This is a genomic window from Candidatus Nanopelagicales bacterium, from assembly GCA_041393815.1.
Taxonomy (GTDB): Bacteria; Actinomycetota; Actinomycetes; order S36-B12; family JAWKJK01; genus JAWKJK01.
Genome location: JAWKJK010000007.1, coordinates 117,168 through 140,084, shown reverse-complemented (window position 1 = coordinate 140,084; position 22,917 = coordinate 117,168). Strand labels below are relative to the sequence as shown.

Below are 22,917 nucleotides of genomic sequence, written 5' to 3'. Positions count from 1 at the left end.
TCAGGCCCCCTTGGCCTTGCTCGCCCTCGGGAGCAGGTCGCGGGCCGGCTCGGTGTAGGTGATGGCGGCCAGCCGGTCGCCGTCGTAGGTCAAGGACGTGAGCGACGCCAGCGAGCACTGCCGCTTGCGCGGGTCGTGCCAGAAGCGCCGGCCCTCCACGTCGAGCCGGGCCACCCAGATGGGCAGCTGGTGGCTCACCAGCACCGCCTCGTGCCCGCGCGCCTGCTCGCGGGCACGCGACACCGCCAGCCGCATCCGCGCCGCGAGATCGACGTACGACTCGCCCCAGGACGGCTCGAACGGGTTCCACAGGTGCTTCCAGGCGCGCGGGCTGCGCAGCACCCCGTCGCCGACGCCGACCCGCTGGCCCTCGAACACGTTCTCGGCCTCGATCAGGTCCGCGTCGGTCCCGACCACCAGGCCGTGCCGCGCCGCGATCGGCGCGGCCGTCTCCTGGGCCCGCTCCATCGGCGACGCCGTGACGACGGTGACGTCGCGGGCGGCGAGGGCGTCGGCGGCCCGGTCGGCCATCTGCTGGCCGAGCTCGGACAGGTGGTAGTCCGGCAGCCGGCCGTAGAGGACCCCCTCGGGGTTGTCGACCTCGCCGTGCCGCAGCAGGTGGACGATCGTGCGCTCGGCCATTCAGCGCTCCAGGGCGGGGTCGACGGCCGCGGCGGCGGCGCGGGCGGCGGCAGGCAGGGCGGCGGCGATCCGCTCGACGGCGACGTCGTCGTGCGCCGCGGACACGAACCAGGCCTCGAAGGCCGACGGTGGCAGGGATACCCCGCGCTCGAGCATCGCGTGGAAGAACGCCGCGAACCGGAACGACTCCTGCGTCCGGGCGGTGTCATAGTCGGGCACGTCCCGCTCGACGAAGAAGACGCTGAACAGGTTTCCGGCCCGCTGCAGCCGGTGCGCGACCCCCTCAGCGGCCAGTGCCTCGGACACCAGGTCGCCGACGGTCGCGGCGGTCGCGTCGAGGCGGGCGTAGACGTCGTCGTCGCAGGCGCGCAGCGTCGCCAGCCCGCAGGCGGCGGCGACCGGGTTCCCCGACAGCGTGCCCGCCTGGTAGACCGGGCCGGCCGGAGCCAGCGACGCCATCACGTCCGCCCGGCCGCCGAACGCCGCCGCGGGCAGCCCGCCGCCCATGACCTTGCCGAACGTCATCAGGTCCGGCCGGACGCCGTCCAGCCCGTACCACCCGGACCGGGACACCCGGAAGCCGGTCATGACCTCGTCGCTGACGAACAGGGCCCCGTGCCGACGGCACAGCTCGGCCAGGCCGGCGTTGAAGCCCTCGTGCGGGGGCACCACGCCCATGTTGGCCGCGGCCGCCTCGGTGATGACGCAGGCGATGTCGTCGCCGTACGCCTCGAAGGCGCGTGCGACGGCGGCGAGGTCGTTGTACGGCAGCACGATCGTGTCGCCCGCGGAGGCGCCGGTGACGCCGGGCGACTCGGGCAGGGCGAGGGTGGCCACCCCGCTGCCCGCAGCGGCGAGCAGCGCGTCGACGTGACCGTGGTAGCAGCCGGCGAACTTGACCACCTTCGACCGGCCGGTGAACCCCCGGGCCAGCCGGATGGCCGACATGGTCGCCTCGGTGCCGCTGTTGACCAGCCGGACCTGCTCCACCGGCCCGACCCGGGCGACGATCTCCTCGGCCAGCGCGACCTCGCCCTCGCCGGGCGCCCCGAAGGAGGTGCCGCGGGCGGCAGCGACCTGCACCGCCTCGACCACCTGCGGGTGGGCGTGCCCGAGGACGAGCGGGCCCCAGGAGCAGACCAGGTCGACGTAGTCGCGTCCGTCCGCGTCGACGACGTACGGACCGTGCCCGCGCACCATGAACCGCGGCGTCCCGCCGACCGCGCGAAAGGCCCGCACCGGGGAGTTCACCCCGCCGGGCGTGACGGCCGTGGCCCGCGCGAACAGGTCGCCCGACGCGGGCGCGTCCGCGGGGTACAGCGGCGCACCGGCGACGCGGGGTGCGGCGTCCATGCTCAGCGGCCCTCCAGCCGGTCGTCGGCCCACCAGCGGGCCACCTCGGTGGCCCAGTAGGTGAGAACCAGGTCCGCACCCGCGCGGCGGATCGAGGTCAGCGTCTCGACGATGACCCGCTCGCGGTCCAGCCAGCCCGCAGCAGCGGCCGCCTCGACCATCGCATACTCGCCGGAGACCTGGTACGCCGCCACCGGCACGTCGGCGATGTCGGCCACCTCGCGCAGCACGTCGAGGTAGCCCAGAGCCGGCTTGACCATCACCAGGTCGGCGCCCTCCTCGAGGTCGAGGCGCACCTCCCGCAGCGCCTCCCGGCGGTTGGCCGGGTCCTGCTGGTAGGTGCGCCGGTCCCCGACCAGCGCGGAGTCGACCGCCTCGCGGAAGGGGCCGTAGAAGGCGGAGGCGTACTTCGCGGCGTACGCGAGCACGGCGACGTCGGCGTGACCGGCGTCGTCGAGGGCGGAGCGCACTGCGGCGACCTGACCGTCCATCATCCCGCTGGTCCCCACCACGTGCGCCCCCGCCGCGGCCTGCGCCACCGCCAGCTCCCGGTAGCGGGCCAGGGTCGCGTCGTTGTCGATGCGGCCCGCCGCGTCGAGGACCCCGCAGTGCCCGTGGTCGGTGAACTCGTCCAGGCACAGGTCCGCCATCACGACGGTGGCGTCGCCGACCTCGTCGACGACGCCGCGCAGCGCGACGTTGAGCACCCCGTCGGGGTCCGACCCGCAGCTTCCGACGGCGTCCCGCTCCGCCGGCACGCCGAACAACATCACACCCCCGACGCCTGCCTCGACCGCCTCCGCGGCGGCCTGCCGCAGGGAGTCCTGCGTGTGCTGGACGACGCCGGGCATGCTCGTCACCGGACGCGGCTCGGTCAGCCCCTCCCGGACGAACAGCGGCTGGATCAGGTCGGCCGGGTGCGGCCGGGTCTCCGCCACCAGCCGCCGCATCGCGGGAGTGGTCCGCAACCGTCGCGGCCGGTGCGCGGGGAACCCCGCCACGTCAGGTCGCCTTGCGCCGTGCGGCGGAGCGCCGACGGCTCGGGCGCCAGATGGCCTCGCCGTTGTCCGCGGCGGCCTGCCGCATCGCCTCGCCGTGCGCGGCCAGGCACTCGGCCAGGACCGCGATCGACGGGGAGTCGGCCAGCACGTCGACCCGCAGCCCGTGCTCCTCCGCGGTCTTCGCCGTCTGCGGGCCGATGCAGGCCACCACGGTGGACGCGTGCGGCTTGCCGGCGATGCCGACCAGGTTGCGCACGGTGCTGCTCGAGGTGAACAGCACCGCGTCGAACCCGCCGGTCTTGATCGCCTCACGGGTCTCCGCCGGCGGCGGCGCGGCGCGCACCGTCCGGTAGGCGGTGACGTCCTCGACCTCCCAGCCCATCTCGGTCAGCCCGGCGACGAGGGTGTCGGTCGCGATGTCGGCGCGCGGCAGGAAGACCCGGTTGATCGGGTCGACGACCGGGTCGTACGGCGGCCAGTCCTCCAGCAGCCCGCGGCTGCTCTGCTCACCGCTGGGCACCAGGTCCGGCTTGACGCCGAACGACACCAGGGCGGCCGCGGTGGCCTGCCCGACCGCCGCGATCTTCAGCCCCGCGAAGGACCGGGCGTCCAGGCCGTACTGCTCCAGCCGCTCGCGCACGGCGCGCACCGCGTTGACGCTGGTGAAGCCGACCCACTCGTAGCGTCCCGACACCAGGCCGTGGATGGCGCGCTCGATCTGCTGCGGGGTCCGGGGCGGCTCCACCGAGATCGTGGGGACCTCGACCGGCACCGCGCCGAAGCGGCGCAGCTGCTCCGACAGCGCCGGGGCCTGCTCCTGGGTGCGGGGCACCAGCACCCGCCAGCCGAACAGCGGCTTGGTCTCGAACCAGGACAGCTTGTCCCGCTGCGCCACGACGTCACCGACGACCAGCATCCCCGGGCCCGCCTGGCGAGCCGCCTTCACCGCGGCCGGGACCCCGCCCAGCGTGGTCTCGACGGTGCGCTGCTCGACGGTGGTGCCGGCGCGCGTGATCGCGACCGGGGTCTCCGGCGAGCGGCCGGCGGCCACCAGCTCCGCGGCGATCTGCGGTGCCCGGTCGGCGCCGTCCAGGACGACCACCGTGGCGCGCGGGTCGGTCAGGGTCGACCAGTCCACGTCGGGGTCGTGCGCGTCGACCACGTGCACCCGGCGGGTACGGCCGCCGGTGAGCGCGAACCCGGCGTACGCCGCGACGCCGGTCACCGTGCTCACGCCCGGGGCCACCTCGAACGGCACCTTGGCCCGGTGCAGCGCCGCAGCCTCGACCGCCAGCGAGCCGTCGACCACGGGGTCGCCGGAGAGCAGGCGTACGGTGCGGCGGCCCTCCCGGGCGGCCTCGACCACGAGCCGGGCCCGGGCGGTGTGGTCCAGCGGCAGGCCGTCGTCGTCGACCGCCGGGACCACGTCGGCCTCGGGCGGGGCGTAGGCCTCCGCCAGGCCGGCGCAGGCCGGGTCGGTCACGACCACCTCCGCCTCCCGCAGCAGCGCCGCGGCGCGCACGGTGAGCAGCTCGGGGTCGCCGGGACCGGCCGCGACCAGCGCGACGGGGCCGAGGACGGTCTTCTTGCGGGCACGGGTAGGGCTCACGGGACACGCTCCCCCAACAGGTCGGCCGCACCGTCGGCGAGCAGGTCGGCCGCCAGGCGGCGGCCGAGTCCTGCGGCGTCGGCGGCGGGTCCGGTCATGGACATCCGCACGCTGTGCGAGCCGTCGATCGCGACGACGGCACCGCGCAGGTACACCTCGGGCTCCCAGTACGGGTCCTCGCCGACGTCGGCGTACGCCCCCACGGGGGCGGTACAGCCGGCCTCGAGGGCCGCGAGCAGGGACCGCTCCGCCTCGACCGCCGCCCGGGTGGCGGGGTCGTCGAGCGTGCGGAGCGTCTCGACCAGGGCGGCGTCGGCGGACGGGTCCGCGGACGACGACCGGGCCGGGTCTGGGGTGCGGCACTCGACCGCGAGGGCGCCCTGCCCGGGGGCGGGCAGCACCTGCAGCGGGTCGAGCACCTCGGTGATCGCGTCCAGCCGGCCCAGGCGGGCCAGGCCGGCGCGGGCGAGCACCACCGCGTCGAGGTCGCCGTCGGCGACCCGGCGCAGCCGGGTGTCCACGTTGCCGCGGACCGGGACGAGGGTGAGGTCGGGGCGCAGGGCGCGCAGCTGGGCCACCCGGCGGGGCGCGCCGGTGCCCACCGTGGCACCCTCGGGCAGCCCCACCAGGTCCAGGCCGTCCCGCGCGCACAGCGCGTCGCGCGGGTCCTCGCGCGGAGGGACCGCCGCGACGGTGAGCCCGTCCGCCGGGGCGGTGGGCAGGTCCTTCAGCGAGTGCACGACCAGGTCCACCTCGCCGGTCAGCAGCGCCCGGCGCACGGCGACGACGAACACTCCGGTGGCCTCGCGGCCGAGCTGCTCCAGCGGGAGGTCGGAGGTGTCGCCCCGGGTGGTCACCGGGACCAGCTCCACCGGGCGTCCGGCGGCCGCGGTGACGGCCTGTGCCACCTGGCCCGCCTGGGCGAGCGCCAGGGCCGAGCCGCGGGTGCCCAGCCGCAGCGGGGTCATGACGCACCCCCCGCGGGCGGATCCACCTGCAGGTCGGTGATGGCCTCGACGACGGCGGTGTCGAGGTCGAACAGCTCGTGCAGGACCTCGGCGTAGCGGTAGCCGTCGGGGTCGGCGGCGCGCTGCTTCACCCGCACGGTCGGGGCGTGCAGCAGCGTCGCGGTGGCGCGGCGCATCGCCCGCTCCACCTCGTGCAGCTCCTGGTCGGTCATCCCCGGCAGCCGCAGCCGCAGCCGGCGGATCTCGTCCTCGACCACGCGGGCGGCACGGGCCCGCAGGGACACGACGACCGGCTCCACCCGCAGCGCCGCCTGGCCGGCCGCGAACGCCGCGACCTCCTCCGTCACGATCGCGCGGGCGCCGGCGACATCGGCCTCCGAGGCCCGGGTCGCGGGCAGCTCGGCGAGCGCCGCTAGGTCCACCCGGACGACTCCGGGCAGGCCGACGACCTCGGGGTCGGTGTCGTGCGGCAGCGCCAGGTCGGCGATGACGTACGGCGCTCCCTGCCGGGTCGCCACCGCGGCGGCGACGTCGCGCAGCTGGAGCACCAGCCCGGCGGCCCCCGTGCAGCTGACCACCGCGTCGGTGTCGGCGAGCGCGGCGGTCAGCTCCTCGAACGGGACCCAGCGTCCGCCGACGTGCTCGGCCAGGTGCCGGGCCCGGGCCGCGGTGCGGTTGCAGATCACCAGGTCGCTCACGCCGGCGCGGGCGAGGCTGGCGGCGGCCAGGCTGCTCATCGCACCGGCCCCCACGACCAGGGCGCGCCGGCCGGACAGCCCGCCGGGGCCCAGCGCCGCGGCCATCTCGTCCAGGGCCACCGACACCACCGACGCGCCGGCCCGGTCGATGCCGGTCTCGGTGTGCACCCGCTTGCCCACCCGCAGCGCGCTCTGCGCCAGCTCGTTGAGCAGCCGCCCGGCGGTGCCGGCCTCCTGCGCCAGCCGCAGGGCGGCCCGCACCTGACCGAGGATCTGCTGCTCCCCGACGACCATCGAGTCCAGGCCGGAGGACACCTCGTACAGGTGCTGCACGGCCCGCTCGTCGTAGTGCACGAACAGGTGCGGCACCAGGTCGTCGCGGGGGATGCCGGCGTGCTTGGCCACCAGCGCAGACACCTCGTCGACGCTGCCGTGGAAGCGGGTCACGTCGGCGTAGACCTCGACCCGGTTGCAGGTCGAGAGCACCATCGCCTCGGTGACGTGCTCCCCGGCGGCGACGTCGCGCAGGAGCCCGAGCGTGGCGTGCGGGTCGAGGGCGACCCGGTCGAGCACCGCGACCGGCGCGCTGCGGTGGCTGACCCCGACGGCCAGGGCGGTCATCGCTGCAACACCCCCTCGCGGCCGGCGGGCTCCAGCGGCCCGCGGCGCTGCTCGTGGAAGGCGAGGATCTGCAACTCGACGGCGAGGTCGACGCGGCGGACCTCGACGTCGTCGGGCACGGCGAGGACGACGGGGGCGAAGTTGAGGATGCTGCGCACCCCGGCGGCGACCAGCCGGTCGCAGACCGCCTGCGCGGCGGGCGCCGGCGTGGCGATGACGGCGATCAGGGTGCCGGTGGCGCGCACCAGCTCCTCCAGTGCGGACAGCGGGTGGACCACCAGGGCTCCGGCGCCGGTGTCGACCGTCTCGCCGACCTTGCCCGGGTCGCTGTCGACCAGCCCGACCAGCCGGAACCCGCGGGAGTCGAAGCCGCGGTAGTGGGCCAGCGCGTGGCCGAGGTGGCCGAGCCCGACGATGACTAGCGGCCAGTCGTGGGTGATGCCGAGCTCCCGGGCGATCTGGTAGTGCAGGTAGCGCACGTCGTAGCCCACGCCCCGGGTGCCGTACGAGCCGAGGTGGGACAGGTCCTTGCGCAGGTTGGCGCTGGTGACGCCGCTGGCCGTGGCGAGCTCCTCCGAGGAGACCGTCGCCACCCCGCGCTCCGCCAGCGCACCCAGGACGCGGTGGTAGATGGGCAGCCGGGCGACGGTGGCCTCGGGGATGCCGCGCGCGCCCGCACGATCGCTCGGGGACGTGCGGCGCAGGGGCACGACGCTCCTTGGCGGACGCGGGCGGAAGGGGTCCGGGGGGCTCGAGACGGCGCCACTGTAGGTTGCTTGTGACCATGTGACCGAAACGTGACCGAACGTCACCGCCCGGATATCGGACGGTCGGTCGCCGGGCTCAGGCCAGCGCCGCGCGTAGCCGGGCCTCGTCGACCCGCCAGAAGTCGTGCTGCCGGCCGTCGACCAGCGTCACCGGGATCTGCTCGGAGTACTGGTCGGCGAGCTCGGGATCGTCCAGGATCGACCACTCCGCCCAAGCCACCCCGAGGTCCGCGCACACCCGCACGATCGTGGCGCGGGCGTCGTCGCACAAGTGGCAGCCGGGCTTGCCCACGAGCACCACCCGCGGCTGCGGATGCGGGTTCATCCCCCGTGGACCTCGCGCAGCCGGCCCTTCGCGACCTTCCCCGTCGAGGAGTGCGGCAGGGAGTCCACCACCGTCACGACCGTGGGGCACTTGAACCGGGCCAGCCGCTCCTCGCAGTGGGCCAGCACCCGCTCGCTGGACAGGCTCACGCCGGGGACGGGCACCACGAACGCCACGACCGTCTCCCCGGTGTAGGGGTGGTCGCGGCCGACCACGGCGCACTCGGCCACCTCCGCCAGGGCGTCGATGACCAGTTCCACCTCGCGCGGGTAGACGTTGAACCCGCTCACCAGGATCAGCTCGCGCCGCCGGTCCACCAGGTGCAGGTCGCCCTCGGCGTCGGCGTAGACGACGTCGCCGGTGTTGAACCAGCCGTCGGCGTCCGGGCCGCCGGCACCGTCCGGCCAGTAGCCGCTGAACAGGGACGGGCCGCGGACCCACAGCTCCCCCGGGTCCCCGTGCCCCGGCGGCTGGTCGTCCCCGTCGTCGTCCTCGTCGACCCCGCCCGGGTCGAGCAGCCGGACATCGAGACCCGGCAGCGGGCGGCCCACCGAGCCACGCTTGGGGGCCCCGGAGACCAGCGTGGTCGCGACGACCGGGGCGCACTCGGTCATCCCGTAGCCCTCCCAGATCGGGAGCCCGGACGCCTCCTGGAAGGCGTCGAACAGGTCCCCGGGCAGGGGGGCACCGCCGCAGATGAACAGCCGCACGCCGGCGACACGCTCCCGCAGCCGCGGGTGGCCGGCCCAGGCCACGTACATCGGCGGCGCCCCCGGCACGTTGGTGACGCCCTCGCGCTGGATCAGCGCCAGCGTCTCGCCCGGGTCGAAGCGGTCGACCAGGACGCAGGTGGCCGCGACCGACGCGGCCAGGCCCAGGACGGCGTTCATCCCGTACACGTGGAACAGCGGGAGCACGGCCAGCACGACGTCGCCCTCGACCGCCGCCGGCGGGTCGGTGGAGTCGCGCACCATCGCGAGGTCCGCCAGCAGCGCCCGGTGCGTGAGCATCGCGCCCTTGGGCCGGCCGCTGGTGCCCGCCGTGAAGAGCAGCACCGCCAGCGACTCCGGGTCGACCGCGGCGGGGGCGGCGTCGGCCTCCCGGCCCCGGCGCAGCAGGTCCTCCCAGGCGCCGAGGGTGACGTCGACCAGCTCGCAGGTGCTGCCGGCGGGGATCGCCTCGCGCACGACCCGCCCGGTGACCGGGTCGCACACCACCAGCCGCGCCCCGGACTGCCCGAGAAGCCACTCGACCTCGACCGGGGTGGAGGCGGTGTTGAGCGGGACCGCGACCAGCCCGGCCCGCAGGATGCCGAAGTAGGCGATGACGAACTCCGGGGTGTTGCCGAGCATCAGGGCCACCCGGTCCCCGGCGGCCAGCCCCCGGTCCAGCAGCCCGGCGGCGCAGGCGTCGACCTGCGCGTCCAGCGCCGCCCAGCCCAGCCGACGGGTCCCGGCGACCAGCGCGGTGGCGGACGGGCGCCGGTGGGCCGCCTGACGCACCAGGTCCGCGACGTCACGCGGGACCCCCTCGCTCACCGGTCCGTCCCGGCGCCGCTGCGGCTGCTGCTCACGGACGTGGAGTCTGGCACAGGGGCGCTGCACCGGTGCGGCGCCTACGCTGTCGTGCCGTGAGCGATCGGGACCGGACCCTGGACCTGCTGCACGCCTACCGCCTCGCCGGGGAGGCGTCGGCCGCCGCCGCCGAGGTCGAGAGCGGGATGGAGGTGCCGCCCGACCCCCAGGCCGCCGCGTTCTTCGACGTGGACAACACGATCATGAAGGGGGCCAGCATCTTCCACCTGGCGGTGGGGCTGGCCAAGCGCCGGTTCTTCACCGTGGCGGAGATCTCCGACTTCGCCGCCAAGCAGCTGAAGTTCGTGCTCAGCGGCTCCGAGGACCTCGAGGACATGGAGTCGGCCACCGAGGCGGCGCTGTCCTTCGTCCGCAACCGCCGGGTCGAGGAGATCGTCACCCTCGGCGAGGAGATCTTCGACGACGTCATGGTGGACAAGCTCGTCCCGGGGACGCTGGCGCTGGCCCAGGGGCACCTCGACGCCGGCCAGCGGGTCTGGCTGGTCACCGCGACCCCGGTCGAGCTGGCCACGATCATCGCCAAGCGGCTGGGCTTCACCGGGGCGCTGGGCACCGTGTCCGAGGTCGTCGACGGCGTCTACACCGGCCGCCTGAGGGGACGCCCGTTGCACGGGCTGGCCAAGGCGGAGGCGGTCCGCGCGCTGGCCGACCGGGAGAACCTGGACCTGGCCCGGTGCGCGGCGTACTCCGACTCCGCCAACGACATCCCGATGCTGTCCCTGGTCGGGACGCCGGTCGCGGTCAACCCCGACCCCGAGCTGCGGGCGTACGCCGCGGACAACCACTGGCGGGTCCGGGACTACCGGCGCCGGGCCTCGGTCCGGCGCCGGGCGGCGCCGATCGCGGGCATCGCGGGGCTGGCCGCCGGCGCGGCCGCGGGCTACGCGCTGGGCCGCCTGGCCCGGCGCTGACGCTGACCCGGGCGGGGGGCTCCCCTCCGGCGACGGCACCTGCGGCCGACCACCGGCGGCACGCGCCGGCACCTCCGCGTCAGCCGGAACCGCCCGGGGTCACCGGCGCGAGCGGCGGCGGCGGGGTGACCGTCGGCTTGGTCGGCCGCCAGCGGGTCGGCTTCGCCAGCGCCACCGTGACCGCGTGGAAGGCGAGCTTGCGGGCGCTGATCGCGTCGTACGCGGCCTCGACGTGGGTGTTGTACAGCCCGAAGTCCTTCGCGGCCAGGGCGTAGAAGGCCCGTTGGACGGAGGGCAGCACCTGCGTCGCGTACCGGGTCAGCTCAGGGGCCAACGCCGCGCGCTGCGTCGCGAGCATCGTGCGACAGGGGATGTTTGCGCAGTCCGACTTCAACCCGTCGATCGTCGCGAGCAGCCCCCGACGCATGGGAGGGAACGCCGCGAGCAGCCGCCCCACGGCGTCGCCGTCGGCCTTCGCGGTCTGCAACTGAGCGTCGACCGCGTCGGCGCTGGCCCCCTGATTCAGCAGTGACACGATCTCGGCCTGCAGGTCCGCCATCAGCGTCAGGTGCGCCTCGGCCGACCCCGCGAGGCCGGTCTGCAGCGACTGGTCCAAGGCCTTGACCGACCGCAGGTACCCGGCGACCGCGCCGGGCTTGAGCTTCGGCGGTACCGACCGGAGCAGGAGTCCCGCCCGGGCGGATGCGATGTCCGCATCGACCGGGGCGCTGGTGGTGGCCGCTGCACCCACCGGTGCCGCCAGCGCCAGACCGGTCACCAGGACGAGGGAGAACCTCCACACCCGCCATGCGCTCGACATGACTGTCACCCCCGGACGACAGCCTGGCACCCACCACCGGCACCCGGCCCGGGCCGAAGGTCTCTGCGGGCATCGACCGGACCGGCCCGGTCCCGGGCTAGAAGAAGACCGAGCGACGCTGCACGAGCAACCGGTAGAGCGTCTGCTGGATCGTCTCGCGGACCTGGTCGGTCAGGTTGAACACCAGCATCGGGTCGTCGGCGGATCCCTCGGGGAGCTGGTCGGTCGGGATCGGCTCCCCGAACTCGATGATCCACTTGCTCGGCAGCGGCACCATCCCCAGCGGGCCCAGCCAGGGGAACGTCGGGGTGATGGGGAAGTACGGCAGTCCGAACAGCCGGGCCAGCACCTTCACGTTGCCGATGATGGGGTGGATCTCCTCGGCACCGACGATGGACGTCGGGATGATCGGCACCCGCGACCGCAGCGCGGCCGCCACGAAGCCCCCGCGGCCGAAGCGCTGCAGCTTGTAGCGCTCCCGGTACGGCTTCCCGATGCCCTTGTAGCCCTCGGGCCAGACGCCGACCAGCTCGCCGCTGGACAGCAGCCGCTCGGCGTCGGGGTTGCAGGCCAGCGTGTGGCCGCCCTTGCGCGACAGCTCGCCGACGAACGGCAGCTGGAAGACCAGGTTGGCCCCGAGCATGCGCAGCGTGCGGTGGGCGGGGTGGTGGTCCAGCAGCGCCAGCTGGGTCATCACGGCGTCCCAGGCCACGGTGCCGGAGTGGTTGGCCACCAGCAGCGCGCCCCCGGTGTCGGGGACCCGTTCGAGGCCGCGGGCCTCGACCCGGAACCACCGGTCGTACAGCGGGCGGACCGGTGCCATCAGCACGTGGTCGAGCAGGTCCGGGTCGAAGCCGTACTCGTCCACCTCGTAGTCGCCGGTGACCCGACGGCGCAGGAAGTCCAGCGTCTCGGTCAACCGGCGGTCCCACTCCGACGGGCCGGACGGCGTCCCCTCCGGGGCCGACCCCGTCGAGATGGGGTGCACCTCGGCGTCCGGGCCCGACCCGGAGGCCGGATCCGCCGCGGTGACGTCGTCGGCTGCGGACTCGGCACCGCTCGCGTCGGCAGCCGTGGCGTCGACACCGTCCTTGTCGCCGGTACGGCGCCGGGTAGTCGCCCGCTGGTCACCGGAGGAGCGGCGTCGGGCCGAGCCGGTGGCCCCGGCGGCGCGGGCCGCCTGCGACGCGGTCAGCCTCCGACCCGGCTGGCCGTCCATCGGGATGATCTGCGCGTCAGGCATCCGCCGTTCCTCCTCCCGACGGGGCAGCGGCCGTCGCCGGCACGGCGCCGGTGAGCAGCCGCAGCGCCCGTCGCTCCACCCCGGCCACCCGCTCCGGCGCCAGCAGCGCGTTGAGGCGGCGGGCGGCGACGAAGTCGTCGAACGCCGCCTCGCTGGTGTAGCGCGGCTCGAACCCGAGCCGGGTGCGCATCAGCGTGGTGTCGACCCCGCGTCCGAAGGTGAGGAACCGGACCTGCTCGGGGGAGAAGTCCGCCAGGCCAGCGCGGACCATGCCCCGGCCGACCAGCCCGACCAGCGGCGGCGGGACCGCCAGCCAGGCGCGGCCCGCCCGGCGGATCGCCTGGCTGAGCATGATGATCCCGTCGCCGGCGACGTTGAACGTGCCCGGCTTCGGGTCGACCGTCACCCGCCGCAGCGCCTCCAGCCCGTCGTCCTCGTGGATGAACTGAAGCCGGGCGTCGTACCCCATCACGGTCGGGACGACCGGTAGCGAGAAGTACGCCGTCATCGCGGTGTCGACCCAGGGGCCGATGAAGTTCGCGAACCGCAGGGTCGTGACGGCGACGTCCGGGCGCCGACGGGCGAAGCCGCGGACGTAGCCCTCCACCTCGACGGAGTCCTTGGCCCACCCGGAGGCCGGGGAGTGCTTGGGCTCCATCTTCTCGGTGAACATGGCCGGGTCCTTGGGACCCGAGCCGTAGACCGAGGTCGTCGACTTGACCACCAGCGTCGACACCGAGGGCGCCTTCTGGCAGGCCGCCAGCAGCTGCATGGTGCCGATGACGTTGATCTCCTTCATCGACGCCCGGCCCCCGGCCTGCAGCGGCGTGGAGATGACGCCCATGTGCACGACGGTGTCGACCTCGGCCGCCGCCATCACCTTCGCGATGATCGGGTTGCGGATGTCGGCCCGGACGAACTCCGCGCCGCCGATGTCGGTGCGCGGAGGGACGACGTCGACGCCCACCACCCGGTCGACCGCGGGGTCGGCGGTGAGGATGCGGGCCATGCGCCCGCCGAGGTGGCGGGAGACGCCGGTGACGAGGACGACCCGGCCCATCGGCCTTACTTCTTGTTGCGGCGCTGGACGCGCGTGCGCTTGAGCAGCTTGCGGTGCTTCTTCTTCGCCATCCGCTTGCGGCGCTTCTTGATCACGGAACCCATGCGGGACCTCGTTCAGGGTCGGCGACGGCGCGGCCGCGGTGGGCGGACTGACGTCGGGACGAACGTTCCGGGGGCACCCGGCCCGCGGACGTTGGAGCGGGTCCGAGCCTACCCGCCGCGGACCCTGCTGCGACCGGCCGGGGCGCGGGGCTCCGCCGCCGGGTGCCGCGGGCCCGGCCGGCCTCGAGGAACCGTCAGCCCGCCTCGATGAACGACTCGCGCAGGTAGTCGTGGACCGCCTGCTCGGGGACCCGGAACGACCGCCCCACCCGCACCGCGGGCAGGTCGCCGTTGTGGACCAGGCGGTAGACCGTCATCTTCGAGACCCGCATGAGCGAGGCGACCTCGGCGACGGTGAGGAAGCGGACCTCCGACAGGGGCCGCTCAGGAGTCGACGACATGACACACCGGACCTTCCGCACACGGCGGCGCCGGCTTCCCCTCCGGCGCGCACGGTCCGCGTGCTGACGACCCAGACTAGTGAAGGTTGGGGCCCGTGGGGAAGATGTTCCGCGAGGTTCCTCCCTCCCCGCCCCCGGTGGCACGTACAGCCACCGCGAGCACCGCCAGCACCGGTCGTACGTGCCACCTGTCGCGGGCGGTGGAACGTACGACCACCCTCGGGGGCACCGGAGCTGGTCGGACGTGGCACCAGTGGGAACCAGTCGGAACGGGCGAACGGGCGGGTCAGAACCAGTCGGGGTCAGAACCAGTGGTGCGGCTCGACGGTGAGGCCGTGCAGCGGGAAGACCGCCCGCCGGGTGGCCAGCACGGTCGCGTCGATCGGGTCGTCCGGGTCGAACCCGGACTCGAACGGCTTGGGCCACGGGTCCCGGCCGTCGGTCATGTGGAACGGCGCCGGCCGGCCGAGGGCCTCCATCACGTACGCGCGGAAGGCCTCGGGGGTCTCCGTCCGCGGCGGGATCGGGGCGCCGGCCGCCTCCGCGATGAGGTGGGTCCAGGCCCGCGGGACCACGTCCACCCACTCGTACCCCCCGCCGCCGAGCGCGACCCACCGGCCGCCGGCGTACCGGTGCGCCCACCGGTGCACCGCCTGGTAGGCCAGCCGCTGGCCGTCGAGGGACTTGGTCAGGTGCGCCAGCGGGTCGTCGAAGTGGGTGTCGCAGCCGTGCTGGCTGACGATCACCGTCGGCTTCCACTCCTCCAGTAGGTGCGGGACGACCGCGTGGAAGGCGCGCAGCCAGCCCTGGTCGCCGGTGCCCGGCGGCAGCGCGATGTTGACCGCGGAGCCCTCCGCGCCGGGCCCGCCGACCTCGTGCGGGTAGCCGGTCCCGGGGAACAGCGTCCGCGGGGACTCGTGGATGGAGATGGTGAGCACCCGCGGGTCGTCCCAGAAGGACGTCTGCACCCCGTCGCCGTGGTGGACGTCGACGTCGATGTAGGCCACCCGCTCCACGCCCTGGTCCAGCAGCCAGGCGATCGCCACCGAGATGTCGTTGTAGACGCAGAAGCCCTCCGCCGCGCCGGGCATCGCGTGGTGCAGCCCACCGGCGAGGTTGACCGCGTGCTCCACCGTCCCCTCGTGCACCGCCCGGGCGGCCAGCAGGCTGGCCCCCGCGACCCGGGCCGCTGCCCGGTGCATTCCCGGGAAGACCGGGTCGTCCGGGGTCCCCAGACCGCGCGCCGCGTCCACGAACGACGGGTCGTCGGACGCCGCCCGGACCGCCTCCACGTACGCCGGCTCGTGCACCCGCAGCAGCAGCGCGTCGTCGACCGGGGCCACCGGGCCGAGCACCTGCACCTGGGCGAGGTCGAGCAGGCCGAAGTCCACCGCCAGCCGCATGGCCAGCTGCACCCGGATCGGGGCGAGCGGGTGCCCGGCACCGAAGTCGTACTCGCGGAGGTCCTCGTCCCAGACGACCGCGACCCGCTCGCTCATGGGGCCACGCTAGCCCCGCGGGCCCGGGCCGCGCGGGATGGCCCGGTCAGGAACCGGCGGCCAGCTCGCGGCTGCGGTCGCGTGCCGCCTCCATCGCGGTGAGGAACGCCGCCCGGACCTTGTGGTCGTCCAGCTCGCGCAGCGCGGCGACCGTCGTCCCCGCCGGCGACGTGACGTTCTCCCGCAGCACCGTCGGGTGCTCGCCGGTCTCCTTGAGCATGGCGGCCGCGCCATACACGGTCTGGATGACCAACTCGTGGGCGGTGGCGCGCGGCATCCCGAGCATGACCCCGGCCTCGATCATGGCCTCGACGACGTAGAACACGTACGCCGGGCCGCTGCCGGAGATGGCGGTGACCGCGTCCTGCTGGGACTCCGGCACCCGCAGCACCTTGCCCACCGAGCCCAGCAGCGACTCGGCCTCCTCCAGGTGCCGGGTGTCGCAGTGCGTGCCGGGGGACACCGCGGCCATCCCCTGGTCCACCAGCGCGGGGGTGTTGGGCATCACCCGCACCACCGCGACGCCGGCGGGCAGCCGGGACTCCAGGAACGCGGTGGTGATGCCCGCGGCCAGCGACACGACCAGCGCGCCCTCCCGCAGGTGCGGCCCGATCTCGTCGAGCAGCGCGCCCATGTCCTGGGGCTTGACCACCAGCGCGAGCGTGTGCGCGCGCTGGGCGGCCGTCACGTTGTCCACCACGTCGACGCCGTAGCGCTCGTGCAGCTCGGCGGCCCGGTCCGGGCGTCGCTCGGTGATGAGCAGGTCCGAGGTGGGCCGGCCGGCGCGCAGCAGCCCGGACAGCAGGGTCTCCCCCATCACGCCAGCGCCGAGGACGGCGACCTGTGCCACCTGAACCCCTCCCGGGTCGTCGCGGTCGGCGCTCACGACGTGGACGTCAACGAGCGCAGGAAGAGTCCGAGGTTGGCCGGCTTCTCGGCCATCCGGCGGACCATGTAGCCGTACCAGTCCTCGCCGTACGGGACGTAGACGCGCATGGTCTCGCCCTGGCCCGTGAGGCGACGCTGCTCGTCCGGCCGGATGCCGTAGAGCATCTGGTACTCGTACGTCCCCTTCGCGCGGTCGTTGCGGACCGCGAGCGCCCCGGCGATCTCGATCAGCCGCGGGTCGTGGCTGGCGATCATCGGGTAGCCGTCCCCGGCCATCAGGATCTTCAGACAGCGGACGTACGCCTTGTCGATCTCCTGCCGCGACGTGTACGCGACGGTCTCCGGCTCCTTGTACGCGCCCTTGCACAGGCGGACCCGCGAGCCCGCGTACGCGAGGTCCCGGCAGTCGGCCTCGGTCCGGCGCAGGTAGGCCTGCAGCACCGCGCCGGTCTCGGGGAAGTCGACCCGCAGGTCGCGCAGGATGCCCAGCGTCGAGTCGGTGGTGGTGTGGTCCTCCATGTCGAGGGTCACCGTGGTGCCGACCTCGTGCGCCTTCGCGCAGATGGCCCGGGCGTTCTCCAGCGCCATCTTCTCCCCGTCGCCGGGCAGCGCCTGGCCGACCGCGGACAGCTTCACCGAGACCTCGGTCGCGCCGGTCAGGCCGACCTCGGCCAGCGCCGTCAGCAGCTCGAGGTAGGCGTCCCGCGTCTCGTCGGCCTGCCGGACCTCCAGGGTGTCCTCGCCGAGCCGGTCGATGGTCACCGCGAGCCCCTGGGCGGCCAGCGCCGCGGCGACGGAGACCGCGTCGGGGGTGCGCTCACCGGCGATGAACCGCCGGACCACGTCGCGGGTGATCGGCGCCGCCACCGCGACGTCGCGGATCGCGGTGATGTTGGAGACGGTGAGCAGGGCCCGGCGGATCACGGGGTCCTCCTATTTCGCGCCCGGCAGGGGCTTGGACGGGTCGAGCAGGTCCTGGATCGCGGGGGCGTAGAGCCGGACGACCTGCTCCTCGGGCGCCGAGGCCAGCGGCTCGAGCTTGATCACGTAGCGGGTGACCGCCAGGCCGACGAGCTGGGCGGAGATGAGGGCCGCCCGCATCCGGGCGTCCGGGATGCCGACGCCGGCGGCGATCCGGTCGATGAGGCTGTCCTCGAGGAAGTCCCGGACGGACTGCGCGGCCCTGCCGGCCGAGGCGCCGGCCTGGAACAGGGCGATCAGGTCCTGCCGGGACTCCTCGTCGCCCAGCACGTCGAAGGTCGCCCGGACCAGCCGCTCGCCCATGCCGTCCAGCCCCGGGGCCAGCAGCTCCGGCACCGCGGACGCGGGGTCGAACGGCAGTCGCATCGCGGCGGCGAACAGGCGGTCCTTGCTGGCGTAGTACTTGCGCACCACGGTCGGCGCGACGCCGGCGGCGGCGGCCACGCCCTTCATCGTGGTCCCGACGTACCCACGCGCGTGGAAGGCCGCGCGGGCGGCGTCCAGGACTGCGTCCCGCACCTCGTCCGTGGCCATGGGCGTCACCTTAGGGGCTGGCGGCGGCCAGGTGCAGTCGGGCGAAGGCGAGCGCCTCGGCCAGGTCCGCCTCGCGCTCCGCGCGGGAGGTGGCCCCGCGCGTGCTGACCTCCACGACGACCGTCCCGGCGAACCCGTTGCGGGCCAGCCCCTCGAGCACCTCGCCGCAGCGCTGGTTGCCCCGGCCGGGGATGAGGTGCTCGTCCCGCGCGGAGCCCGACCCGTCGGCGAGGTGGACGTGCGCCAGCCGCTCACCGAGGTCCGCGGCGTACTCGACCGCGTCGGACCCGGACACGGCCGTGTGCGACAGGTCCAGGGTGGTGTGCGGGTAGTCCTCCGTGCGAACGTCCCACCCGGGGGAGTACGCGGCCAGCTCGCGGTTGCGGGCCCGCCACGGGTACATGTTCTCGACCGCGAACCGGATGTCGGTGTCCCGCGACAGCCGGTCGAGGCCCAGGACGAAGTCGCGGGCGTAGTCGCGCTGCCAGCGGAAGGGCGGGTGGACCACCACGGTGGGCGCGCCCAGGGACTCGGCGGCGCGGCGGGCCCGCATCAGCTTCACCCACGGGTCGGTCCCCCACACCCGCTGCGTCAGCAGCAGGCACGGCGAATGCACCGACAGGATCGGGATCGCGTAGTGGTCCGACAGCCGCCGCAGCGCGTCGGGGTCCTGGCTGACCGCCTCGGTCATCACCATGACCTCGACGCCGTCGTAGCCGAGCTTGCTGGCGATCTCGAACCCGGCCGCGGTCGACTCCGGGTAGACCGAGGTGGTGGACAGGGCCACCTTCGCGTCCGGGATGCGGATGCTCATGCGGGAGCCCGGCGCCACTTGTCCGTGATCCGGGTGGCGAGCAGGACCAGCGCCCCGCCGACGAGTCCGATGCCGACCGCCACCAGACTGTCGGCGTCGGCGGACAGGTCCAGGGCGAAGAATCGCGACAGCGGCGGGATGTAGAGGATCGCCAGGAACATCGCGGCCATCAGCCCCACGATCGCCCAGCGGATCGGGTTCAGCGGCCGGGCGGACTGCAGCAGGACCGCGAGCGCGACGATGAACAGCGTGACCGTGGCGGACGTCTTGGCCGAGGCGTCGTCGGTGACCCTGCTGGCGATCAGGTAGCTGGTGAAGGCCGAGGCGGCGGCGATGACACCCGCGGGGACGGCGAACAGCAGGACCCGGCGGAAGAAGCCCGGCCGGAAGCGCTCGGTGTTGGGCATCAGCGCCAGGAAGAAGCCGGGGATGCCGATGGTGAGCGAGCTGATCACCGACAGGTGACGGGGCAGGAACGGGAACGCGACCGCGAACACGCCGGTCATGAGGGAGATGATCGCGGCGTAGATGCTCTTGGTCAGGAAGACGTCGGACACCCGCTCGATGTTGCCGAGCACCCGCCGGCCCTCCGCCACGACCGAGGGCATGACGGAGAACTTGTTGTCCAGCAGCACGATCTGCGCGACGGCGCGGGTGGCAGCGGACCCGGACCCCATCGCGATGCCGAGGTCGGCCTTCTTGAGCGCCAGCACGTCGTTGACGCCGTCGCCGGTCATGGCGACCGTGTGGCCCTTCAGATGCAGCGCCTCCACCATCTGCTGCTTCTGCGCCGGGGTGACGCGGCCGAAGACCGAGTGCCCCTCCATCACCTCGGCCAGCTCGGCGACGTCCTCCGGCAGCGTGCGTGCGTCCACCGGGTCCTCGGCGCGCGGGATCCCGGCCTGCACCGCGATGGCACCCACCGTCGTCGGGTTGTCCCCGGAGATCACCTTGATCTCGACGTCCTGGTCGAGGAAGTAGCGCATCGTGTCCGCGACGTCGGGGCGCAGCAGCTGCTCGATCACGACCAGCGCGGCCGCGGCCACCGGACCGGCATCGCCATCGGCGTCCGGTCCGGCGCCCGGTCCGGCGGTCGAGCGGGCCAGCAGCAGCACCCGGGAGCCGCGCGCGGCGATCTCGTCGGAGGTGGCCCGGGCCGGGTCCCCGTCCGGCAGCAGGATCTCGGGGGCGCCGAGCAGCCAGGTGCCCTGGCCCTCGAACGTGGCGGCCGACCACTTGCGGGCCGAGGAGAACGCGATCCCGTCGGTCATCCGCCAGCCGGGCGAGGCGTACGCCGCGGCCACCGCCTGCAGCGTGGGGTTGGGGCTCTCCTCGCTGGCGCCCATCGCCCCGAGCGCCTGGTCGACCGGGGCCTCCGGGTCCAGCACGACCACGTCGCGCACCGCCATGCCCGGCTGGGTAAGGGTGCCGGTCTTGTCGACGCAGACCACGTCGACGCGGGCCAGGACCTCGACCGCCGGCATCTCCTGGACCAGCGTCTTCTTCTGCGCCAGCCGGACCACGGCGACCGCCATCGCGATGCTGGTGAGCAGTACCAGGCCCTCGGGCACCATCGTGACCACGCCGGCGATCGACCCGCGGATCGCGTCCTTGAGGGGGATGTCTGCGCGCAGCTGGGAGACGATCAGCAGGACGCCGATCGGGATGAGGAACCACGACACGAAGCGGATGAACCGCATGATCGAGTCGCGCAGCTCGGAGTTGGTGAGCGAGTACTTCTTCGCCTCCGCCGTCAGCCCTGATGCGAACGAGTCCTTGCCGACGCGGGTGGCCTGGTAGAGGCCCGAGCCCGCCACGACGAACGACCCCGACATCGCCTCGTCGCCGACGGACTTGTCGACCGGGTCCGCCTCGCCCGTCAGCAGGCTCTCGTCGATCTCCAGGCTCTGCCCCTCCAGGACGACGCCGTCGACGACGAGCTGGTCGCCGGGGCGCAGGACGACGACGTCGTCGAGCACCACCTCGCTGGGTCGTACCTCTGCGTCGACCCCGTCGCGGCGTACGACCGGCTTGGCCTCCCCGATCACGGACAGCTTGGCCAGCGCCCGGGCGGCGCGGTACTCCTGGACGATCCCGATGCCGGTGTTGGCGACGACGACGATGCCGAACAGGGCGTCCTGCCAGGGCGCCACCAGCATCATCAGGACCCACAGCGTGCCGATCAGCCCGTTGAACCAGGTGAACGTGTTGGTCCGGACGATGTCGCCGAGGCTGCGGCTGCGCGGGTCGGGGGCGTCGTTGGTCTGCCCGCGGGCGATGCGCTCCGCGACCTGTGCCGCAGTCAGGCCGACCCGGGGGTCGACCTCGGTCGTGACCGTCACCGCTCGAGCCCGTCCAGCCGGCGCAGGATGACTCCCTCGCGCAGGGCCCACGGGCAGATCTCCAGCCGATCCTGCGAGAAGAGGTCCATCGCCGCCTCCGCCACGATCGCTCCCCCCAGGATCTGGCCGGCGCGCGCATCGGACACCCCGGGCAGCTTGGCGCGCTCCTTGCGGGTCATCGCGGCCAGCCGGGGGACCCACTCGCCGAGGTCCTCCCGCGTCAGGGCGCGCGGCACGTGGAAGCCCTCGCTGCTCGGCGCGGCGCCGCAGATCCGCGCGAGCTGGCGGAATGTCTTGGACGTCGCGACCGCGATCCGCGGTTCGCCCACCCGGAGCACCCTGCCGGCCACGTCGGCGATGGTGGCACGCGCGTGCCGGCGCAACGCCCGTACGGCGTCGGGGTCGGGCGGGTCGCCGGGCAGGAACGCACGGGTCACGCGGCCGGCGCCGAGGGGTACGGACACGGCCGCGTCGGGCTCCTCGTCGGAGCCGACCGCGATCTCCAGCGAGCCGCCGCCGATGTCGAGCACCAGCACCCGGCCGGCGGACCAGCCGAACCAGCGGCGCACGGCGAGGAACGTCAGCCGGGCCTCGTCGTCCCCGGACAGCACCTGCGGCTGCACCCCGGCGAGCTCGCGGACCCGGTCGAGCACCTCGTCGCCGTTGCCGGCCTCGCGGATCGCCGACGTGGCGAACGCCATCACGTCGGTGACCCCCAGGTCCTCGGCGCGGGCCAGCGAGCGGCGGACGAAGTCGACCAGCGCGCGCACGGCGCGCGAGTCGAGGTCGCCGTCGGGGGTCAGGTGCTCCGCCAGCCGCAGCGGGGTCTTCATCGACTCGGCCGGCAGCGGGGCGGCGCCGTAGTGGGCGTCCACCACGAGCAGGTGGACCGTGTTGGACCCGATGTCCAGCACTGCGAGGCGCACGCGGTTGAAGGTACCTGCACCGGTGCCCCTAGGCTTCGCCGGTGCCCGAAGTCGACCTCGGTTTCCCCCGCGCCTGGGTGGAGTTCCCCGACCCCGCCCACGAGGGTCAGGTCTTCCGCTGCGACCTCACCTGGCTGACCTCCCGCTGGACCTGCGTGTTCGGCCGCGGCTGCCAGGGGATCTACGCCGACCGGCCGCACGACGGCTGCTGCACGCTCGGCGCCCACTACGCGGACAAGGCGGACGAGAAGCGGGTCGCGCGGTGGGCCGAGAAGCTGACGAAGGAGACCTGGCAGCACCGCCGCGAGGCCCGCAAGCGCGGGTTCACCGAGAAGGACGAGGAGGGGCGCCGCAAGACCCGGGTGGTCGACGGCGCCTGCATCTTCCTCAACCGGCCCGGGTTCGCCGGCGGCGAGGGCTGCGCGCTGCACGGGCTCGCGGAGCGCGAGGGCGTGTCGTTCGTGCAGACCAAGCCGGACGTGTGCTGGCAGCTCCCCCTGCGGCGCTCGTACCACCACGTCACCCGCCCGGACGAGACCGAGGTCCTCGTCGTCACGATCGAGGAGTACGACCGCAGCGGCTGGGGTCCCGGGGGGCACGACCTGGACTGGTACTGCAGCGGCAACACCGAGGCGCACGTCGGCACCGACCCGGTCTACGTGACCAACCGCGACGAGCTGGTCGAGCTGATGGGCGAGCCGGGGTACGACGAGCTGGTGCGGCACTGCCGGGCGCACGAGCGCCGCGGGCGACGGACGGCGCCACACCCGGCGGACCCCCGGTAGCGTCCGGCACCGTCGGCGAGCGGTTCCGTC

Annotated in this window: 23 protein-coding genes; 2 read left to right on the top strand and 21 right to left on the bottom strand. The window is 74.2% G+C overall.

The genetic code is table 11. The features are described 5' to 3' along the window. From R2737_16985 to R2737_16945, 9 genes are all read right to left on the bottom strand, one after another. Nucleotides 1–642 (bottom strand): histidine phosphatase family protein, encoded by a 642-nt coding sequence (locus tag R2737_16985; GenBank protein MEZ5117960.1) that lies wholly within the window; start codon nucleotides 640–642, stop codon nucleotides 1–3. Next, nucleotides 643–1,995, bottom strand: coding sequence for a glutamate-1-semialdehyde 2,1-aminomutase (hemL, locus tag R2737_16980; GenBank protein MEZ5117959.1), 1,353 nt, complete (start codon nucleotides 1,993–1,995; stop codon nucleotides 643–645). Between the two features lie 2 nt (nucleotides 1,996–1,997). Next, nucleotides 1,998–2,996 (bottom strand): porphobilinogen synthase, encoded by a 999-nt coding sequence (gene hemB / locus R2737_16975; protein ID MEZ5117958.1) that lies wholly within the window; start codon nucleotides 2,994–2,996, stop codon nucleotides 1,998–2,000. Nucleotide 2,997: 1 nt separating this feature from the next. Then, nucleotides 2,998–4,605, bottom strand: coding sequence for a bifunctional uroporphyrinogen-III C-methyltransferase/uroporphyrinogen-III synthase (locus tag R2737_16970; protein ID MEZ5117957.1), 1,608 nt, complete (start codon nucleotides 4,603–4,605; stop codon nucleotides 2,998–3,000). Continuing rightward, on the bottom strand, nucleotides 4,602–5,573 hold the full coding sequence (hemC, locus tag R2737_16965) for a hydroxymethylbilane synthase (protein ID MEZ5117956.1): 972 nt from the start codon (nucleotides 5,571–5,573) through the stop codon (nucleotides 4,602–4,604). Before hemC ends, R2737_16970 begins: the two co-directional genes overlap by 4 nt. Then, on the bottom strand, nucleotides 5,570–6,892 hold the full coding sequence (locus tag R2737_16960) for a glutamyl-tRNA reductase (protein ID MEZ5117955.1): 1,323 nt from the start codon (nucleotides 6,890–6,892) through the stop codon (nucleotides 5,570–5,572). The genes hemC and R2737_16960 overlap by 4 nt, the downstream gene beginning before the upstream one ends. Further along, nucleotides 6,889–7,602 carry a redox-sensing transcriptional repressor Rex gene (locus R2737_16955; protein ID MEZ5117954.1) on the bottom strand — a complete coding sequence of 238 codons (714 nt, stop codon included), beginning with the start codon at nucleotides 7,600–7,602 and terminating at the stop codon, nucleotides 6,889–6,891. The genes R2737_16960 and R2737_16955 overlap by 4 nt, the downstream gene beginning before the upstream one ends. A gap of 133 nt (nucleotides 7,603–7,735) precedes the next feature. After that, nucleotides 7,736–7,984, bottom strand: coding sequence for a glutaredoxin family protein (locus tag R2737_16950; protein MEZ5117953.1), 249 nt, complete (start codon nucleotides 7,982–7,984; stop codon nucleotides 7,736–7,738). Then, nucleotides 7,981–9,522 carry an AMP-binding protein gene (locus tag R2737_16945; protein ID MEZ5117952.1) on the bottom strand — a complete coding sequence of 514 codons (1,542 nt, stop codon included), beginning with the start codon at nucleotides 9,520–9,522 and terminating at the stop codon, nucleotides 7,981–7,983. The genes R2737_16950 and R2737_16945 overlap by 4 nt, the downstream gene beginning before the upstream one ends. Nucleotides 9,523–9,614: 92 nt before the next feature. On the opposite strand from R2737_16945, the gene R2737_16940 reads away from it, so the two are divergent. After that, the gene (locus R2737_16940; protein ID MEZ5117951.1) at nucleotides 9,615–10,490 is read left to right on the top strand and encodes an HAD-IB family hydrolase; all 876 of its coding nucleotides are present in this window, start codon (nucleotides 9,615–9,617) and stop codon (nucleotides 10,488–10,490) included. Nucleotides 10,491–10,569: 79 nt separating this feature from the next. On the opposite strand, the gene R2737_16935 is transcribed toward R2737_16940, so the two are convergent. From R2737_16935 to R2737_16880, 12 genes are all read right to left on the bottom strand, one after another. Beyond that, on the bottom strand, nucleotides 10,570–11,310 hold the full coding sequence (locus R2737_16935; protein MEZ5117950.1) for a hypothetical protein: 741 nt from the start codon (nucleotides 11,308–11,310) through the stop codon (nucleotides 10,570–10,572). Between the two features lie 97 nt (nucleotides 11,311–11,407). After that, entirely contained in the window at nucleotides 11,408–12,553 is a 1,146-nt protein-coding gene (locus tag R2737_16930; GenBank protein MEZ5117949.1) for a lysophospholipid acyltransferase family protein, read from the bottom strand. Continuing rightward, a complete protein-coding gene (locus R2737_16925) occupies nucleotides 12,546–13,613 on the bottom strand; it encodes an NAD-dependent epimerase/dehydratase family protein (protein ID MEZ5117948.1) in 1,068 nt (355 codons plus the stop codon). Before R2737_16925 ends, R2737_16930 begins: the two co-directional genes overlap by 8 nt. 5 nt (nucleotides 13,614–13,618) lie before the next feature. Further along, a complete protein-coding gene (locus R2737_16920) occupies nucleotides 13,619–13,717 on the bottom strand; it encodes an AURKAIP1/COX24 domain-containing protein (GenBank protein MEZ5117947.1) in 99 nt (32 codons plus the stop codon). 194 nt (nucleotides 13,718–13,911) lie between these two features. Next, nucleotides 13,912–14,118 carry a helix-turn-helix domain-containing protein gene (locus R2737_16915; protein ID MEZ5117946.1) on the bottom strand — a complete coding sequence of 69 codons (207 nt, stop codon included), beginning with the start codon at nucleotides 14,116–14,118 and terminating at the stop codon, nucleotides 13,912–13,914. Between the two features lie 302 nt (nucleotides 14,119–14,420). Then, nucleotides 14,421–15,617, bottom strand: coding sequence for an acetoin utilization protein AcuC (locus R2737_16910; GenBank protein ID MEZ5117945.1), 1,197 nt, complete (start codon nucleotides 15,615–15,617; stop codon nucleotides 14,421–14,423). Between the two features lie 46 nt (nucleotides 15,618–15,663). After that, nucleotides 15,664–16,503, bottom strand: coding sequence for a pyrroline-5-carboxylate reductase (gene proC / locus R2737_16905; protein ID MEZ5117944.1), 840 nt, complete (start codon nucleotides 16,501–16,503; stop codon nucleotides 15,664–15,666). Then, a complete protein-coding gene (locus R2737_16900) occupies nucleotides 16,500–17,429 on the bottom strand; it encodes a proline dehydrogenase family protein (GenBank protein ID MEZ5117943.1) in 930 nt (309 codons plus the stop codon). The genes proC and R2737_16900 overlap by 4 nt, the downstream gene beginning before the upstream one ends. A 9-nt stretch (nucleotides 17,430–17,438) precedes the next feature. Next, nucleotides 17,439–18,020 carry a TetR family transcriptional regulator gene (locus tag R2737_16895; GenBank protein ID MEZ5117942.1) on the bottom strand — a complete coding sequence of 194 codons (582 nt, stop codon included), beginning with the start codon at nucleotides 18,018–18,020 and terminating at the stop codon, nucleotides 17,439–17,441. Between the two features lie 10 nt (nucleotides 18,021–18,030). Next, nucleotides 18,031–18,834 (bottom strand): sugar phosphate isomerase/epimerase, encoded by an 804-nt coding sequence (locus R2737_16890; GenBank protein MEZ5117941.1) that lies wholly within the window; start codon nucleotides 18,832–18,834, stop codon nucleotides 18,031–18,033. After that, entirely contained in the window at nucleotides 18,831–21,176 is a 2,346-nt protein-coding gene (locus tag R2737_16885) for an HAD-IC family P-type ATPase (GenBank protein ID MEZ5117940.1), read from the bottom strand. Before R2737_16885 ends, R2737_16890 begins: the two co-directional genes overlap by 4 nt. After that, nucleotides 21,173–22,102 (bottom strand): Ppx/GppA phosphatase family protein, encoded by a 930-nt coding sequence (locus tag R2737_16880; GenBank protein MEZ5117939.1) that lies wholly within the window; start codon nucleotides 22,100–22,102, stop codon nucleotides 21,173–21,175. The genes R2737_16885 and R2737_16880 overlap by 4 nt, the downstream gene beginning before the upstream one ends. Nucleotides 22,103–22,143: 41 nt before the next feature. Between R2737_16880 and R2737_16875 the strand changes: the two genes are divergently transcribed. Then, the gene (locus R2737_16875; protein ID MEZ5117938.1) at nucleotides 22,144–22,887 is read left to right on the top strand and encodes a hypothetical protein; all 744 of its coding nucleotides are present in this window, start codon (nucleotides 22,144–22,146) and stop codon (nucleotides 22,885–22,887) included. The last annotated feature ends 30 nt before the right edge of the window (nucleotides 22,888–22,917 follow it).